This window comes from Paenibacillus sp. YIM B09110 (assembly GCF_037167145.1).
Classification (GTDB): domain Bacteria; phylum Bacillota; class Bacilli; order Paenibacillales; family Paenibacillaceae; genus Pristimantibacillus.
This window is the reverse complement of sequence record NZ_JBANSP010000036.1, coordinates 1-17,740: the sequence shown is the minus strand read 5'-3', so window position 1 is coordinate 17,740 and position 17,740 is coordinate 1. Positions and strand designations below refer to the sequence as shown.

Genomic DNA, 17,740 nt, shown 5'->3' with positions numbered 1-17,740 from the left:
TTTAAAAACGTCTAACGGATTAAACCCACCACATCTCGCCAAGCGGCTCGCGGATCAGTACTTGCTGCAAATTTTGAACAGCTTTCGTGAAACCTTCGTCAACCGACATCAAACCGTCCTCGTGCTCGATGCTTACGACATAGTCGTAGCCAACAAGGCGGAGGGCGCTAATGATATCAGCCCATGTTTTCAGATCATGACCGAAGCCGACCGTACGGAACTGCCATGCGCGATCAAGCATGAGGGAGTAAGATTGCATGTCCGTTACGCCGTGATGATTGACGTTAATCGGATCGATCGTTGTATCCTTCGCATGGAAGTGGTGAATGGCGCCAGCGCGGCCAAGAATATGAACGGCTTGAACGGGATCAATACCTTGCCACCACATATGGCTCGGGTCAAGGTTGGCTCCGATCGCATTGCCTGCCGCTTCACGAAGACGAAGCAGAGTGGACGGGCTATGTACAGAGAAGCCGCCGTGCAGCTCAAGACCGATTTTGATACCGGCATCTGTAGCCAACTTGCCGATCTCGGACCAATATGGAATAACTTTTGCTTCCCATTGCCATTTGAGAATATCTTGGTAATCGTTCGGCCAAGGTGCTACCGGCCAGTTCGGATATTTAGCATCCTCGTGGTCGCCAGGGCAGCCGGAGAACGTATTAACGACAGATACTTCAAGACGGTTGGCAAGCTCAATCGTTTTGCGGATCACTTCATCATGCTCAGTCGAAATCGCTTTTTGCGGGTGAAGCGGATTCGCGTGGCAGCTTAGTGCGCTGATCATGAGTCCGCGCGATTCTACCGCTTGTTTATACGCTTTCAATTTGCCGCTGTCAGCCAGCAGGCCGTCAAGGTCGCAATGCGCGTTTCCTGGGTAGCCGCCGGTTCCGATCTCGATCGCTTGAAGTCCTTTGGAAGCGATATAGTCGAGCGCCTCTTCAAACGACTTCTGTGCAAACAGTACGCTGAATACACCTAATTTCATTTGGAAAATAACCTCCTGAATCCATCGAATGGATTGTATTCTAAGTCTCATTCATTATATCACTTCTAAGCGGACAACACATATGTCAAGGTGCATTTGACAAAATCGCATAATAACTAAGCAAACAAGAGGAGGATGTCGATAAGGATAATAGCTCCTATATTATTGTTAAATATTTGTAAACGTGATACATTGAAATCTGATTACTTAATTTCCCAATCGCAATAGTTTAATAGATTGATAGCAACAAAATTTATATGGAAGCTGGTGTTTGCAATATGAATCGTAGAATGCTGCGCATAGGCAGCCTGATTGTACTTGGGGCTTTAGCGGTAGCAGGAACTGTATGGGCTGCAGGGAACGGCGCATCGTCAGCCATTGTGCTGAACGCCAAAAATATTAATGGAGAAATTTATGTTAAGGCAAGCTCTTTAACGAGCAGCCTGGGCGGTACGGGAACATTCGACTCCAAAACGAGCACTTATTCCTATACGCCAGCAGCCGATATTTCATCGGTTATTAAGAAAGTATCGCCATCGGTCGTAGCGATTATCGGCAAGCCGAACGATATTGGCAACGCTGACCCTAGGTACGCGCTGGCTCATGGTACAGGCGTTATTATCCGGGCTGACGGCTGGATTGTCACGAATGCGCATGTTGTAGACGATATGACCAATCTTGTCGTTGTAACGGCGGATGGGAAACAATACGATGCGGTACGAACGCACTATGATGAAGCAAGCGATCTCGCGTTAGTGAAGATCAAAGCGACAAAGCTGCCGATTGCGAAGCTTGCACCGTCACCGCTCAAGGTAACCATCGGCGAGACGGTTATCGCGATCGGTACACCGGTAGATTTCTCGCTGCGCAATACAGCGACAAGCGGCATTCTTAGCGGCATGAATCGCAGCATTTCTTCTGCCTACAATTTGCTGCAGACCGATGCGGCGATCAATCCAGGCAACAGCGGCGGACCGCTCGTTAATATGAAAGGCGAGATTATCGGCATCAATTCGCTCAAGTTCGTCGAAGTAGGCATTGAGAGTCTTGGCTTCTCCATACCGGCCGATACCGTCACTTATGTAACGAATCATTTCTTCAAATACGGTTATGTGAATCGACCTTCATTAGGTTTGCAGCTTGAGGAAAGCTGGTCGGCCATTATCGGCATTCCAAGCTCTGATCCGCTTACCGTGAAGACGGTGGATTCGGAATCGGCGAAGAAGGCAGGCATCGAAAGCGGCCAGCAACTGTATAAAGTAGCAGGTAAGCAAGTATCGACGATTGTAGAAATTAATGAGTTGTTGAAAACCTACTTGCCGGGTCAGCAGGTTGAAGTGATGCTGCAAATCGACGGTGACCTTGTGACGAAGAAGATTACATTAGCGAAAGGCTAGAAGGCCCGGCCTACAACATTATTATTAAGAAGGAGCAATGATAACCAATGAACCATTTTATATCGAAAAAAATAGTCGCCTTGCTTATGGCTGTACTGCTTGTAGCGGCATTAATGCCGGCAGCCGTTTTTGCGGCAGATGCGAGCAATGTAGTTGTAAAGCTGACTTCTGGCAATACGACTGTCAATATTAACGGGAAACCTACCGTTGTTCAGGCTCCTTACGTGGCAAGCGGTACGACAATGGTGCCGCTCAAAATTATAACAAACGCCTTTGGCGCGGCGCTTAAGCTGGAGAACGGCAACGGGATTACATTGACGTATAACGACCGCAAGGTTGAGCTTACTTTTGGAAGCAAAACAGTTAAAGTCAACGGCATCGCAAAGACAGTAGCAGTAGCTCCAATCGTTATAAAAGGCTCGACGATGGTTCCGCTTCGTATAATCGTTGAAGCGTTCGGCGCGACAATCAGTATCGACAAGAAGACGAGCGAAGTAACCATTAAAGGTGTTCGTGCGCAAACGACAGGCGGCGGAAGCACTTCCATTGATTCCGAGTACGGCAAGACTAAGGTCGGCGACAGCTATCACAACTGGTCGTTGAATTATCCTGCGGCTCTTGTGCAGGTAGATCAAAGCGACAGCGGCGATTATGTCAAATGGGCAGATGCGAAGGAAGACGCGCAAGTTATTATTATGACGGATACAATTGAAAACGAATTGTCGTCCAGCGAAGTGCGCGAAGAGCTGTCCCTGTACTACGATTATGACGAGTATTCTCTTGACGAGAGAACGGTTAAAGTCGGAGATTACAGCTTTGAGAAAATCATTACGCGAACGAAGGACAGCAAAATGTTCTACGAATATCGCGCTATTCAGAAAGGCGATACGTTCTACATTATCATTGTTGGTGTCAAAGCAACGGATAAGACCGCGCTAAACGGATACCAAAGCTTGCTTGACAGCTTCAAGCCTTCTTTCGACAAAGCGGACAAAGCGCTTAAAGATATAACGAAGGTGAAGGACGGCTTTATTACCTACGCGGACGAAGACTACGGCTTCACGGTGAAGCTGCCTGCCGATTGGTATTATGACAGTGATGGAGATGAGCCATATTTCATGAGCGATGATGACGATCTGCAATTCTCCTTTACTTCGCTCGAAGAGGGCGATTCCTTGGAGAAGTGGGTTGCTCGCAATGAAAGCACGTTGAAGGCTGACTTCGTGAGCGGCTATCTGCGCAACGTGTCTTCCGCTCCACTCAAGCTGCAGGACGGCAATGCAATCGTAATGACATACGAAATGTCGTTTGATCAGAAGGAATGGTATACGTATAAAGAAGTCATGTTCGTGTCGGGCGACTACAAATATTTGATTACTTACAGCTATGATGCAAAAACAGCTCTTTCCAGCACGTTGTCGTTTAACCGAATTATCGGCAGCGTAGATATCGATACGGCATATATCGACAGCAACTTCGGTTATAAGCAAGATACATCCACTTCGGCCGACAATCGTACGGAGAAGGTGACCAAACGCAGCACCGAATATGGCTATTCCATTGAGCTTCCGGCATTCTGGTACGGCTACTCGAAGGACTTCAACGATACGGAAGTCTATTACACCTATCAAGGCGGATCGATGCAAATCGTGTTCGACGAGGAATTGAAAGCGAGCGATTATGAGGAACTGCTGCGATCGTACGTGGATTCTGAAATGGGTAAAGAAATAGGAATGGTTCTGAAAGAAAGCACGAATGTTACGATCAACGGCAAGACTGCTTATAAAGCCGTTGTTCACACGAATTCAGAGGATTACGGATTCGCGCATACGGAGTACTCTTATGTATTCGATACGGCGAAGGGGTCATTGGTGTTTGTGTTCGATATTAATGACGCTAATGCGACCGAGCCGAACTTGAAGCGGATTGAGGATGCTTTGCAATCGATTCGTTTTAACTAATTAAGGAATACCTTTCAAAGATCGGCTTCCGCGAGCGGAAGCCGGTCTTTTATTTAAATATAGGAACGTATATGTTTTCACATTATACTGTGTCCCTATATTTCTCCGGAATGAAACGCGCTTGCACCGCCAAAGGATGGCGATAGCCGTTTCACCTTGTTGATGGAGACAATGCCATATATGTACGGTGGATTACTTGCGGTCGGTTTGATAAGATAATAGCAGCAGTTTCAAAGAATGCGAGGGAATGAACGTTAATATGGTAGATACAATAGTACGATCGGATATAGAGCTGCTGGCCCCGGCCGGCGATTGGGAATGTATGCGCGCAGCTGTAGCGAATGGCGCGGATGCTATATTTTTTGGCGTAGAGAAGTTTAATGCGCGTGCAAGAGCGAACAATTTCCGCAGCGAAGAGCTTCCGGAAATTATGGCTTTCCTGCATACTTACGGCGTAAAAGGTTTCCTGACGTTCAACATTCTCGTCTTCGAGGACGAGCTGAGGGATGCTCAGAAGCTGATTGAGATGTGTATCGATGCCGGCGTCGATGCCGTTATCGTGCAAGACCTTGGACTCGTGAAGCTTATTCGCGAGCTGTCTCCGGATTTCCCGATTCACGGATCGACGCAAATGACGATTACGTCGCCGGAAGCGGTGGAATTTACGAAGCCGTTCAACATCGAACGTGTCGTGCTTGGCCGTGAAAACAACTTGAAGCAGATCCAGACGATCGGCGAACAGGCGAAGCTTCCGATGGAAGTATTCGTGCACGGTGCGTTATGCGTATCTTACTCCGGCCAATGCTTAACCTCGGAAATGTGGGGCGGACGTTCGGCCAACCGCGGAGAATGCGCGCAAGCGTGCAGGCTGCCTTACGATCTGATGGTCGACGGCGAAATTCAGCCGATGGGCGATATCGCTTATTTGTTGTCGCCGAAGGACTTGGCGGCGATTGATATTGTTCCGGAGCTGATCCAAGCCGGCGTCACGTCGTTCAAGATTGAAGGACGATTGAAGAGTCCGGAATATGTCGCCAATGTCGTGAGCAAGTATCGGAAGGCGATCGACAAATATTTCGACGGCGATCTATCGAAGCCGTCGAAGGAGGAAGTGCGTGAGCTGCAGCAAAGCTTCTCGCGCGGGTTCACGCATGGTTTCCTTGATGGAACGAACAACAAGCAGCTGGTTGAAGGCACGTTCCCTAAGAGCCGCGGCGTTTACCTCGGCCGAGTGGAGCGCATCATGCGCGATGCCGTAACGCTTCGCCTCGACGCGCCGGTGAAGCGCGGCGACGGCATCGTGTTCGACGCAGGCGACCCGACGAAGAAGGAAGAAGGCGGCCGCGTCTACGATATTCGCCGTCAAGGCGTCAAGATTGAGGGCGAAGCGCAGGAAGGCACGCTAATCGAGCTTGTCGCCGGACGCAACGACGTTGACCTGCGCAAGGTGCATGTTGGCGACCGCGTATGGAAGACGAGCGATCCTGCGCTCGACAAGCGCCTTCGCGCAACGTTCGAGACGGATAAGCCGTATCGTGTATTTCCGCTGCATGTAAGAGTAACGGGAACAGCGGGCGAGCCGCTGCGCACATGGTGGACCGATGTTCAGAAAGGAACGACCGTAGAGGTAGTCTCCGAGCTTATGCTTGAACAAGCAATGAAGCGTCCGATGGACGCCGCCTTGCTGGAAGACCAACTAGGCAGACTCGGCGGGACGGTATATCAGCTCGATAAGCTTGAAGTTGCGCTTAACGGCGATTTGATCGTTCCCGTTCGCGAGCTGAACCGGATGCGCCGCGAGGCGGTCGATCAGCTTGCAGGAGAGCGCCCGAAGCCGCCTGTATACGTGAAGCGCGAAGTCAAAGTGAACGACGATGCCTTTAACGGCAAGGATGCGCTTGCTCCGCGTAGCGGCAAGGAAGCTCAGTTGACCGCATTATGCCGCAGTCTTGAGCAGGTTGAAGCGGCGGTTAAGACGGATGTGTCCTACATTTACGCCGACTTCGAATTTATTAAGCAATTCCCGGCAGCCGTTGCTGCGGCCCGCGCCGCTGGCAAGCCGATTGCTCTGGCAACGCCGCGCATTCATATGCCGGGCGAGAACGGCTACCACGCGAACATCCTGCGATTGCAGCCTGATGCTGTACTCGTCCGCAACACAGGAGCGCTCTATTATTATTTGCGCGCTCGCGCGGCTAATCCAGACAAGCCGTTTCCGAAGCTCATCGGCGACTTTTCGCTTAACGTAGCGAATCACAAAGCGGTGAACCTGTTTGCCGAAGCGGGGCTTGATCTCATTACGCCTTCGTACGATCTCAATATCCAACAGATGGTTGATTTGCTGGATCATTCGGATACGTCGCTGCTGGAAGTTGTTATTCACCAGCATTTGCCGATGTTCCATACGGAGCATTGCGTTTATTGCACCTTCATGAGCGAAGGAACGAACTTTACGAACTGCGGACGTCCATGCGAAGAACAGCGCGCATCGCTGCAGGATCGGATCGGCATGTCGCATCCTGTTCGCGTCGATGAGGGTTGCCGTAATACGGTATACAACGCCGTCGAGCAATCGGGAGCGGAGTATATCCGCAACTTTGTCGGACTTGGCGTATCGAACTTCCGCGTCGAGTTTCTAGAGGAGACGCCGGATAAGGTACTGGAAGTGCTGTCGCTGTACCGCGACGCGCTGGATGGCAAGATTAGCGGCACGCAAGTATGGCGTAGCTTGAAGGCAACGAATCAACTCGGCGTCACGCGCGGCCAGCTTGTAAATAAATAAAGTCAAATGCTTACCGTCTTCTCCTCAATGGGAAGGCGGTATTTTTATATGGTCTATGATGCAACCGATTGATGGACTTCATGCATCTTTATAGGTAAGAGGGCAGGTGAAGAGATGAGCGCGGAGCGACAGGCGATCGAGCGGCTGAGAAGCGGAGATGAAACTGCGCTGCGGTGGCTGATGGAGCAATACGGCAACGACATCTTGCGGACTGCCGCGTTGCTGCTTAAGGATCGGCATTTGGCTGAGGATGTCAGCCAGGACGTTTTTTTGGCCGCCTATCAGAAGATCAGTCAGTTTCGCGGCGAAGGAAGCCTTCGCGGCTGGCTGCTGCAAATTACAATAAATCGTTGCCGCGGCAAAATGCGCCTTGCTTCATGGAGCAGACTTTTCGTGCGGTCATGGGGCGGCGGCGATTCGGAGATCGAGGTTGTGCCTGAGTGGCCGGCCGCAAGTACAGGGATGATGATGGATACCGTGCCCGGTTCGGAGAAATGGGCAGAGAAGCTGTCGCTGCGAGCTGCAATTGCCAGCTTGCCGCTGCATTACCGCGAAGCCATCGTTTTGTACTATTATCAGGAATTATCCATTAAGCAGATGTCGGAAGTGCTGAATGAGCCGGAGGGCACAGTGAAAAGCAAACTGCTTCGAGGCCGTAGGCTGTTAAGGATGAAACTGGAGGAGGGAGGCTGGTCCGATGAACGGGAAGCGGGAACAATCGAGGTTATGGCGAGACAAACTGGAAAGTGAACTAAAGGACTTTCAGTTTAATGAAAACATGATGCAAGCCGTTATGGAAAAGAAAGAGCCGATTTCATTTTGGAACCGCGAGCTGCGTATACCTTGGCAAGCGGCAGCGCTTGTTGTGCTCCTGTTAGTCGGATTGCCGATCTTTGGCTGGATGAAGCTGACGGCAGAACCGGAAATGCACAAAGCGGCAGAGGAGCAAATCGGTCAAGATCGCGAGGATCGGCTGATCGTCATGTCGGGCGGCGCGTATTATGAATCGGAGCTGCGTGAGGGCTGGGGAGGAGCGCAATGATTCGCATCAAAATAAAAACGCTTATGCTGATACTCGCTTCTATGATACTTGCGCTGGTTATCGCTTATAACGGGCTTCCGTCCTTGTTGTTTAATGCCGGCAAATACGAAGCTGTTTTAAAACTGTTTCCTAATGATGACAAAGCGGGTATGGCGTTATATTACGCTTCCGGCGAAGCATTGCAAATGAATGACTTTGGAGAAGACGAACGACTTTATATTTTCCCGTCCTTCACATCATCAAGCGGCCGCGGAACAATGAAGGAAGCGAGAGCGGATGCCGCCGCTCGTTTAGAGCAATTGCTGCATAAATATTCAACCTCGAAATATATAAACGGCGTTAAAATCAATTTGGCCAGGCTCTATATGTGGGACGGCCAATGGGATAAGGCTGAAGCGTTATTCCGGCAACTATCGCAAGAGCCAAATGCTTTTTATGACGTAAACGAGCTGCAATCGTTTTTAAAGACGCTTGAATCGCGCCATTCGGATCCTGACAACCATCAGAAGCTGTCTATTAGCGGGACCGTAACGCTTGGTGACGAGCCGGCAACCGACGTGTACGTCATTTTGCATAGGAAAAGCGATAACGGTTGGAGTTCGTCGGTGAACGGCCAATACCCGACGGCTATTACAGATGAACGGGGGCAATATCGCTTTTACGATATAGCGCCTGACGACTATGAGTTGGGCGTTGGCATGACACCCGAGCAGGTGGATGGCTATTATTTGACTCAGTCTGAGCAAAGTTATGCAACGATTGCGGACGATGCACAAGCTGCGCCACGGTACGATATCGCATTTGTTCCGCAACTTAAGGTTGTCTCGCCTGTAAATAAAGAACGTATTGACGGGGATAGATTAAGGTTTGAATGGGAGGCTTATCCTGGCGCTGATTATTATCAGATTTCGATAACAACAATAGCACGGGATAAACAAGGCAACGCCACGGGCTCGACCTCATCTCCGCTGCTCGATGATCGCCACCGGACAACGTTCGCCGAGTATAGGATGGAAGAGCTGCGAGGCAGTATTAACAGCTATGGCAAATCGATCGATGCGAATGGGTTTGTCCGGCTATGGCATTCAAGTATATTAGGCATCGTTTACCCTGGGGGCGACTTTATTTGGTCGGTCGATGCTTATACGGCTGACGGCCGAAAGCTGTCCAGCTCCAGCGGCTATTACACGATGCTTACCTATGCCGCACCTTTTTTCACCGTATCGGAGGAAGGAATGCTGGAGGGCGATAAGCTTGTCATGGAGAACCGGTATGAGGAAGCGATCGAAGCTTATAAGCAAGACGAGGACAAAGATGCGGCTCTACGCGCGCTCGCGCGGCTAATTGGTTACGGCTTTGATGATAAAGAAGGAGATTTGGACAAAGCGCTACGATATGTGGACAAAATCGTCGATCCGAGCGATAGCGATCGCCAGCTGCAGGCAGAGTTTCGCGAAAGACTGCAGAAGGAATAGGCAGGCGCCTCATTGCCGAGAGTAATGTTTGACACGCTAATCGCCCTGACTTAGCATAGAAGCATACAGGCTTTAGGAGTAGGGCGATTTTACAATAAAGCGAGGCGTAATTATTGATGAACGGTGCTTGGTATTCCGGTTGGAGGCATGTATTCAAGCTTGATCCAGAGCGCGAGCTGTCGGACGAGGCGCTTGAGGCGATCTGTATGTCTGGTACGGATGCGATTATTGTTGGCGGATCGAGCGGTGTAACATTCGAAAATACAGTTGACCTCATGTCGCGAATTCGCCGCTTTGAAGTCGATTGCGCGCTTGAAGTATCGACGATGGAAGGCGCCGTTCCCGGCTTTGACGGTTACTTCGTGCCTATCGTATTAAATACGGATCGGGCGGAATGGATTAATGGCCGACAGACCGAGGGTTTGAAGGAGTATGGCACTTTCGTGCCTTGGGAGTCTACGGCGGCTCAAGGCTATATTATATTGAACGCCGAAGCAACGGCGGCGAAGTTGACCGGAGCGGATACCGAGCTTGATGAGGATGGGCTCATTGCTCATGTGAGGATGGCAGATCGTCTTATGCGCCTGCCGGTCGTCTATCTCGAGTATAGCGGGACGTATGGCGATATGCGGCTAGTGAAACGGGCGAAAGCGGTTATCGAAGACGCTCAATTGTTCTATGGAGGCGGTATCGACAATGAAGACAAAGCCCGCGAGGCGGCGCTTGCCGCTCATACGGTAGTCGTCGGCAATGTTGTGTACAGCGATCTTGCTGCGGCCTTGTCTACGGTCGAGGCTGTGCGGGAAGTCGACCTGATAGCGAATGTTGAAAGGTGAAGAGGAACAGAACAGATAAGGTTGCTTGCGTGTCTCATCCGACACTGTAGCAGCCTTTTTTTACGGGTACAACCGATGGAACTATTTTGCTAAAATAGTTGAGGGTTCAAATTGACACACGGCAGGTCGTTGTCTACACTGAGGATAGGCGAACAAATGCGAACAAAGGAGCAAAAGCATGTTGAATCATATCGGCATCGAGCAAGCGGTGCAGAAGCTTAATCCGCCGCAACGGGAAGCCGTACAAGCGACGGATGGACCGCTGCTGATTATGGCCGGCGCGGGAAGCGGCAAGACGCGCGTCCTCACGCATCGTATAGCATACTTAATCGAGAAGAAGCGGGTAGCTCCATGGAGCATCCTCGCTATTACGTTTACGAATAAAGCATCACGTGAAATGCAGGATCGGGTTAGCGCTCTTGTCGGACCGACAGGACGGGACATTTGGGTATCGACGTTCCACTCTATGTGTGTCCGTATTTTGCGCAGAGATATTCATCGTATCGGGTATACGACAAACTTCTCGATCTTGGATTCGTCCGATCAGTTGTCCGTTATTCGCGGCTGCATGAAGGATATGAATTTGGATACGAAGAAATTTGAACCGAAGGCCGTTCAAGCGGCGATCAGCGGAGCGAAGAATGAGCTCATTACACCGGAGCGCTTCGGAGAAAAGGTTGGCGATTTCTTTGATGACATCGTAGCCAAAGTTTTCGATAAGTACCAGAAGCGTCTTAGAAACAACAACTCGCTCGACTTTGACGATCTCATTATGATGACGATCCAGCTGTTCAAGGATGAGCCAGAGGTGCTTGATTTCTATCAGAACAAGTTCCGCTACATTCATGTCGACGAATATCAGGATACGAACAGAGCCCAGTATATGCTGTGCCGCATGCTGGCCGATAAGCATCATAATATTTGCGTCGTCGGCGACAGCGACCAGTCGATTTATCGCTGGAGGGGCGCGGACATAACGAATATCTTGAACTTCGAGGGCGATTATCCAGAAGCGCGCACGATCATGCTGGAGCAGAACTATCGCTCGACAGCTAACATTCTTGATGCGGCCAATGCGGTCATTAAGCTGAATACGGGCCGCAAGCCGAAGAAGCTGTGGACGGATCAAGGAGCAGGGGATCTTATTTCGCTGTACCAGGCCGACTCCGAGCATGAAGAGGGTTACTACGTTACGGGCGAGATTCGCAAGAACGTGAACAAAGGGCGGAAGTTTTCTCATCATGCGATTTTGTATCGTACGAATGCCCAGTCCCGGGTCATCGAGGAAATTTTGATCAAGTCGGATATCCCGTACCAGATCGTCGGTGGAGTGAAGTTCTACGATCGCAAAGAGATTAAGGATATACTCGCGTATTTGCGGCTGATTTCGAACCCGGACGACGATATTAGCTTGGTGCGGATTATTAATGTGCCGAAGCGGGGCATTGGCGATACGACGGTATCGAAGCTGGAAGAGGAAGCGGCGCGTCGCGGCACTTCCGTATTCCGAGTGCTTGCTGATCTCGGCGATGTCGAAGTGAACGGGCGTACGCGCACTCTATTGAACGAATTTTACGGCATCATTGATAACTTAACGCGTATGGTTGAATATTTGTCTGTGACGGAGCTGACGGAGAAAATATTGGAGCTATCGCAATACCGGATGGAGCTGCAGCGCGAGAATACGTTGGAGTCGAAAGCCCGCCTCGAGAATATCGACGAGTTTCTCTCGGTGACGATGGATTTCGAGAAGCGCAACGAGGATCGTACGCTTATCGCATTCTTGACGGATCTTGCGCTCATTGCCGATATTGATTCGCTTGGCAAAGACGAGGAAGAGAAGGAGAAGTTGAGCGATGCCGTGACGCTAATGACGATGCATAGCGCGAAGGGGCTAGAGTTTCCGTTCGTCTTCATTATCGGCATGGAGGAGTCGGTATTTCCGCACAGCCGCGCTCTTGCCGATAATGAGGAGCTCGAAGAGGAACGCCGCCTCGCTTATGTCGGCATTACGCGCGCCGAAGAGCGCCTGTACTTGACCTGCGCTCGCATGCGCACGTTGTTCGGGCGCACGGCTTCGAACATGCCCTCACGCTTCCTGCAGGAAATCCCGGACACCGTGAGGGAAAGCGCGTCCGCCGCGGGCAGCTTCGCCCGCGCGGCGATCCGCCCTGTCGCAGGGCGCGCGCCAGCCTATGGCACGCCTAGCGCAGGAGGCCGCTCCCCCGGCATGGCGGGGAGCGGGCCGGCCGCGGCAGGCGGCAGAGCCGGCGTGCGCGTGAGCACGCCGCTCGATGCCGCCAAGGCGGCCCAAGGCGGAGCGGCTGCTGGCGGAAGCGCAGCCGCCTCAGGCAGCTTTGCCGCTGGCGACCGCGTCGCGCACGGCAAGTGGGGCGAAGGCGTCATTGTGTCCGTGAAGGGTACGGGCAATGACATGGAGCTGCAGATCGCTTTCCCGGCGCCGACCGGAATTAAGCGGCTTCTGGCAGGTTTCGCGCCGATTACAAAGGTGTAGACTAAGTTTATAGATTCGAAAGTTGCCTATTAGGAGAGGAGACCGCCTGTATGAGCGCTCAATTAGAAAGAATGCAGGAGCTCATCGCGATCATTACGGAGCACAACTACAAGTATTACACCTTGGATGAACCGTCGATTGTTGATGCGGATTACGACAAATTGTATGATGAGCTCGTTGCGCTGGAAGCATCGACGGGTGTTGTACAGCCGGAATCGCCGACGCAGCGTGTTGGCGGTGAATTGCTCACCGGCTTCGAGCCGTATCGTCACCGCGCAAGATTGTGGAGTCTGGACAAGGCGCAAAACGTAGAGGACTTGCTCGCATGGAATGCCCGTGTCGTGAAGGCTATCACCGATTACAATGCCAAAAATCCAGAAACGCTCCCCGATCCAAGCTATGTTGTCGAGTTGAAGTTCGACGGCTTAACGCTTAATTTGACTTACGAGGACGGACAGCTTACGCAGGCGTCGACGCGCGGCAACGGAACGGTCGGCGAAGGTATTCTGGCGCAGGTGCGAACGATTCGTTCTGTTCCGCTGACGATTCCTTTCACGAACGGCATTGTTGAGGTTCAGGGTGAGGGAATTATGCAGCTGTCTGTACTTGCCAAGTACAACGAAACGGCAGTTGAACCGCTTAAGAATGCCCGAAATGCGGCAGCAGGAGCGCTTCGCAACTTGAATCCAAAGGTGACGGCGGAGAGAAAGCTTAACGCCTTCTTCTATAATGTGGGCTACACGGACGGCGTGTCATTCGAGAATCATCGAGAAATGCAGCAGTTTCTGCGTGATAACAAATTCAAAGTGAACCCTTATGTGACTTATATGGGGACCATTGAAGAGGTTCAGGAGGAGCTTGGCCGCATTACGGAGCAGCGCGACAAGCTGGACTTCCTGATCGACGGGGCGGTCGTTAAGCTTGTTGACATGCGCACAAGAGAGGCGCTTGGCTACACAGACAAGTTCCCGCGCTGGGCGGTTGCCTTCAAGTTCGAGGCTGAAGAAACAACGACCGTGCTGGAGTCTGTCTCCTGGGAGGTAGGCCGCACGGGCAAAATAACACCGGTAGCGCGTGTAGAGGCGGTTGAGCTGGCGGGTGTGACGGTTCAGAACTGTACCCTTAACAATATTGGCGACATTGAACGCAAGAACTTGAAGCATGCGCTGGGCGCGCAGGTTATCATTCGACGCTCCAATGATGTGATTCCGGAAATACTAGGCAAAGCCGACGACGAACCGGGCTCGGAGATCGTCTTTCCGACGGTTTGCCCATCCTGCGGTACGGAGCTCGAGCAGCGCGGAGCACATCTGTTCTGCAACAATAAGCTAGGCTGCCAGCCGCAGATTATCGGGCGTATTACACACTTTGCATCGCGCGATGCGATGGATATCGAGACGTTCAGCGTAATGACGGCAGACCAGCTCTACACCGATTGCGAAGTTCGCGATCCTGCGGACTTGTATGCTTTGCAATATGATGATCTGATTAAGCTTGACCGTTTCGGCGAGAAGAAAGCCCGCAAGCTGTTGGATGCGTTCGAGAAGTCGAAGTCCCGCGAGCTGGCATCGTTCCTATTCGCGCTAGGCATTCCGAATACGGGCAAAGCAACGACCAAGATGCTCGCCGATCACTACGGCAGCCTCGATGTGATTATGGCGGCTACCGCGGAGGAGCTTGTTACGCTCCCGGACATTGGAGGTATCGTGGCGGATAGTATTGTCGGCTTCTTCACGGATCCGATCATCGCAGCCAGTATTGCGCGCATGCGCGAGCTAGGCGTGAAGGCGGAAGCCGAGCAGGCAGTCGTCGTTCGCGAGGACAGTATCTTTAGCGGCAAGACCGTAGTACTGACGGGAACGCTCCCGACGATGTCGAGAGACGAAGCGGCTAAGAAACTTGAAGCCTGCGGCGCTAAGATTTCGGGAAGCGTATCGAAAAAAACCGATTTCGTCGTAGCGGGCGACAGCGCCGGCAGCAAGCTGACCAAAGCGCGCGAGCTGGGTATTGCCGTTATTGATGATGAAGCGGAGCTTCTTCGATTGTTGGGAGAAGAGTAAGCATGAAGAAGGGTGCATGGCAATGAAGCGTTAGCAGAGCCTGGTAGTGAACCAGTCCTGCGGCTTCTATGCCTTGCACCCTTTTTGTTTTTAGAATGAAGAATGGTCCCCTGTTTGAGGAGGGAAGAGCAGCTTGTGAACTTGCTCGGGCGGGATGGGAGGCGAGAATAGATAACCTTGCAGCCGATCGCAGCCGAAGGAAACGAGCTTCTCTAGCTGCTCGGTTTTCTCGACACCTTCTGCGAGAACATCGAGCTGCAGACTATGCGCCAATTCAATAATAGAATGAACGATCGAGCTGCCTTTAGTTTCGGACATCATATCGCGAATGAAAGACTTGTCGATCTTGAGCGTATCCAGCGGCAGCTTGCGCAAATAGTGCAGAGAGCTATATCCGGTACCGAAGTCGTCGATCGCGATTCGAATGCCAAGCGACTTTAGTTGAAACAGCTTGTTGATCACTTGGTCTGCGCCTTGCAGGCCGATACTCTCGGTGATCTCCAGCTCTAGCAAAGCGGGATCGAGTTCTGTTTCCTTCAATATCGTTTCGATCATCGTGAACAAATGATCATCCTGGAACTGTTTCATTGATATATTAACAGCCATTGTAACGGAATCGAAACCTTCCTTAATCCATCGTTTCAATTGAACGCAGGCTTGTCGAAGCACCCATTCGCCAAGAGCCGTAATAAGTCCCGTTTCTTCGGCGAGCGGAATGAATTCGAGCGGGGATACGAGACCGCGGCCAGGGTGCTGCCATCTTACGAGCGCTTCGAAACCGCTGATTTTTCCGTTTCGCGCATCCGTCTGCGGTTGGTAATGCAGCGTGAACTGTTGATCGTGAATGGCTTTTCTCATTTCATTTTCTAGAAAAGCTCTGCGAACCATGGCGGCATTCATCTCGGAATCGAACAACTGGAATCCGTTTTTCCCTCTCTCCTTCACGCGATACATCGCTATATCGGCAAATTGAATAAGCTCCTCGGCAGACGAGCCGTGCTCGGGATACAGGCTTATTCCGATGCTGATCGTCGTATGAATGTGATTGTTCTCATAGAATACCGGCGACGCGACGGCTTCAATTAATTGCTGCGCACTATGCTGCGCTTCTTCGCCCAAGGCGTCGTATAATAGCACGATGAACTCGTCTCCGCTCAGCCTTGCAATGACGCCGCGAGTACCGATGCATTGCTTCATCCTTGCGGCGGTCTGCTCCAGCAGCAGATCTCCGGCTAGATGGCCAAGCGTGTCATTGATCCATTTGAAACGGTCCAAGTCGACGAATAACAATGCGAAAGACTGAACATCGCGAATGGAGGGGGAAGTGCTATTGACGATCGTATCCGTGAGAAGCTCGAAAAAATGATGGCGGTTCGGCAATCCGGTCAAAGAATCGAAATAGGCGATCCGCCGTATCGTTTCCAGCGCTTGCTTCTGAGACGTAATATCTTGCGAGATGACATAGATTCCAACAAGCTGTCCGTCCACCATAATGGGAATGAACGTTGATTGGAGATAAAGAGTGCTTCCGTTCGAATGGGTAACCGTTGTCTCCTCGTGCAGAGGGTTGCCCTCTCGAACCTTTGCGTAAATGTTGCTTATATGCTGACTGCCTATAGCCCCGAGAAGTTGCTCTATCGTTTTGTCTCGCAATTCCTGCTGAGAGAAATCGGTTATCCGCTGCGCGGCTGGATTGGCACTGAGCAACCGTCCATGCAGATCGAACCAAAAAACGATATCGGGATTGTGGTCGTATAGTGATTTGAAACGTTGCTCGCTTACTTCAAGCCGTTTCTCGGCCCATTTGCTGATCGTAATATCATGAATGACAAGCATATATCCGTAAGTGCTTCCGCTCTCTGAAAGCAGAGGTTTGCCGACGATACGAACGATGCTGCCGGCTTTCCCTTCTTCAGGGACGAGCCACATTTCCTGACTCGTTTCTCGCTGCTCGTGCATAAGGCGCCGGAGAGGAAGGTCCTCTTTTGTTAATGGCGTTACACCGTTTACTTCAAAAAATAGCGGATTACGCTGGTTAGCGTTATCCGATGTAGCTGCGAATCCGTATTTTGCTGCAGTTATATTACAAAGAATGAGCCGGGCAGACGGATCGTAGATCACGACCCCTTCATTCATATGGTTAAAAACAAGCTGAGAAACAGGATTGATAAAGAGGTTATGCAATGAAGGACACTCCCAACTGACGAGCTGATCATAGATGATGCAAGCATTATCCATCATGATATGTGCAATGAGAATCATTGTCAATTAGTGGATGCGGATCATGAAGGATACATCTCATATCGAATAGAAACGATTGTAAAAAAATACAAGTTGTATTTCGTTTGCGGATGTGTTAAATTATTTCTTGTCGCTTCGGAGGCATTGCGAAAAACGGTTTGAAACGCTTTTTAAAAAAGTAAAACAAGCTGTTGACACGATGGACGAAAGCTGATATCATGAATTCTTGTCACGACAAAATGTGACAGCAAGTTCTTTGAAAACTGAACAAATGGATCACGTCAAAATCCAAACAAAAATTTGAAGATTTCTTCTTGGCTTCGGCCAAAAGAAAACTTCTAGCTAGTTAAGTAATGAGCAAGTCGAACTACCTTTATGGAGAGTTTGATCCTGGCTCAGGACGAACGCTGGCGGCGTGCCTAATACATGCAAGTCGAGCGGAG

At 50.9% G+C, this 17,740-nt stretch carries 11 protein-coding genes and 1 rRNA gene; 10 read left to right on the top strand and 2 right to left on the bottom strand.

Translation table 11 applies throughout. The features are described from left to right. Positions 1-19: 19 nt before the first annotated feature. On the bottom strand, positions 20-988 hold the full coding sequence (locus tag V8F51_RS29015) for a sugar phosphate isomerase/epimerase family protein (RefSeq protein WP_337103998.1): 969 nt from the start codon (positions 986-988) through the stop codon (positions 20-22). Positions 989-1,266: 278 nt separating this feature from the next. On the opposite strand from V8F51_RS29015, the gene V8F51_RS29010 reads away from it, so the two are divergent. The 9 genes from V8F51_RS29010 to ligA all read left to right on the top strand — a co-directional run bounded on the left by V8F51_RS29010 (position 1,267) and on the right by ligA (position 15,056). Next, complete coding sequence (locus V8F51_RS29010) at positions 1,267-2,385, top strand: S1C family serine protease (RefSeq protein ID WP_337103997.1); 1,119 nt, start codon at positions 1,267-1,269, stop codon at positions 2,383-2,385. A gap of 47 nt (positions 2,386-2,432) precedes the next feature. Continuing rightward, positions 2,433-4,346 (top strand): stalk domain-containing protein, encoded by a 1,914-nt coding sequence (locus V8F51_RS29005; protein WP_337103996.1) that lies wholly within the window; start codon positions 2,433-2,435, stop codon positions 4,344-4,346. Positions 4,347-4,605: 259 nt separating this feature from the next. Continuing rightward, entirely contained in the window at positions 4,606-7,128 is a 2,523-nt protein-coding gene (locus V8F51_RS29000; protein ID WP_337103995.1) for a U32 family peptidase, read from the top strand. Positions 7,129-7,242: 114 nt separating this feature from the next. Beyond that, a complete protein-coding gene (locus V8F51_RS28995; protein ID WP_337103994.1) occupies positions 7,243-7,878 on the top strand; it encodes an RNA polymerase sigma factor in 636 nt (211 codons plus the stop codon). A gap of 43 nt (positions 7,879-7,921) precedes the next feature. Beyond that, a complete protein-coding gene (locus tag V8F51_RS28990; protein ID WP_337103993.1) occupies positions 7,922-8,170 on the top strand; it encodes a hypothetical protein in 249 nt (82 codons plus the stop codon). Then, complete coding sequence (locus V8F51_RS28985; RefSeq protein ID WP_337103992.1) at positions 8,167-9,645, top strand: hypothetical protein; 1,479 nt, start codon at positions 8,167-8,169, stop codon at positions 9,643-9,645. Before V8F51_RS28990 ends, V8F51_RS28985 begins: the two co-directional genes overlap by 4 nt. A gap of 116 nt (positions 9,646-9,761) precedes the next feature. Continuing rightward, positions 9,762-10,481 (top strand): heptaprenylglyceryl phosphate synthase, encoded by a 720-nt coding sequence (locus V8F51_RS28980; protein ID WP_337103991.1) that lies wholly within the window; start codon positions 9,762-9,764, stop codon positions 10,479-10,481. A 178-nt stretch (positions 10,482-10,659) separates the two neighbouring features. Then, positions 10,660-12,996 (top strand): DNA helicase PcrA, encoded by a 2,337-nt coding sequence (gene pcrA, locus V8F51_RS28975; RefSeq protein ID WP_442956506.1) that lies wholly within the window; start codon positions 10,660-10,662, stop codon positions 12,994-12,996. Between the two features lie 50 nt (positions 12,997-13,046). Beyond that, a complete protein-coding gene (ligA, locus tag V8F51_RS28970) occupies positions 13,047-15,056 on the top strand; it encodes an NAD-dependent DNA ligase LigA (RefSeq protein WP_337103990.1) in 2,010 nt (669 codons plus the stop codon). A gap of 90 nt (positions 15,057-15,146) precedes the next feature. Here the strand turns inward: ligA and V8F51_RS28965 are convergent, their stop codons facing one another. Then, positions 15,147-17,015, bottom strand: a complete 1,869-nt coding sequence (locus V8F51_RS28965; protein WP_337103989.1) for a sensor domain-containing protein — start codon at positions 17,013-17,015, stop codon at positions 15,147-15,149. A 654-nt stretch (positions 17,016-17,669) separates the two neighbouring features. Here V8F51_RS28965 and V8F51_RS28960 point away from each other — a divergent pair. Then, positions 17,670-17,740, top strand: a 16S ribosomal RNA gene (locus V8F51_RS28960); the annotation flags it as partial.